The organism is Pseudomonas huaxiensis (assembly GCF_003231275.1).
GTDB classification, from domain to species: domain Bacteria; phylum Pseudomonadota; class Gammaproteobacteria; order Pseudomonadales; family Pseudomonadaceae; genus Aquipseudomonas; species Aquipseudomonas huaxiensis.
The window spans coordinates 1-449 of the sequence record NZ_QKVL01000177.1 but is presented as its reverse complement, the minus strand read 5'-3'; the positions used below and the strand labels follow the sequence as shown (position 1 = coordinate 449).

Below are 449 nucleotides of genomic sequence, written 5' to 3'. Positions count from 1 at the left end.
ACGTGACCTCAGCCAGTGGCGCCTTCACCGACAAGAACGCCGGCAACGGCAAGTCGGTCGATATCAGCGCAATCGTCCTGGGCGGTGCCGACGCCGACAACTACACCCTGGCCGACAACACCGCGACTACCAGCGCCGATATCGCCAAGGCCAGTATCAGCGCCGTGACCGGTATCACCGCGCAAAACCGCACCTACGACGGCACCACAGACGCGAGCCTGAACTACGATGGCAGCGGTTTCACCGGTCGTTTCGGCGATGACGAGTTGAGTGTGGCGTCTGCCAATGGCGCCTTCACCAACAAGAACGCCGGCAATGGCAAGTCGGTCGGGATCAGCGAAATCGTCCTCGGTGGCGCCGACGCCGGCAACTACACCCTGGCCGACAACACCGCGACTACCAGCGCCGATATCGCCAAGGCCAGCATCAGCGCCGTGACTGGTATCACC

1 protein-coding gene is annotated in these 449 nt (G+C 63.0%); it reads left to right on the top strand.

All coding sequences use genetic code 11. The features are described from left to right. Positions 1 to 449 (top strand): YDG domain-containing protein (locus DM374_RS32780; RefSeq protein WP_225422711.1); only part of this gene is annotated, 449 nt, incomplete at both ends.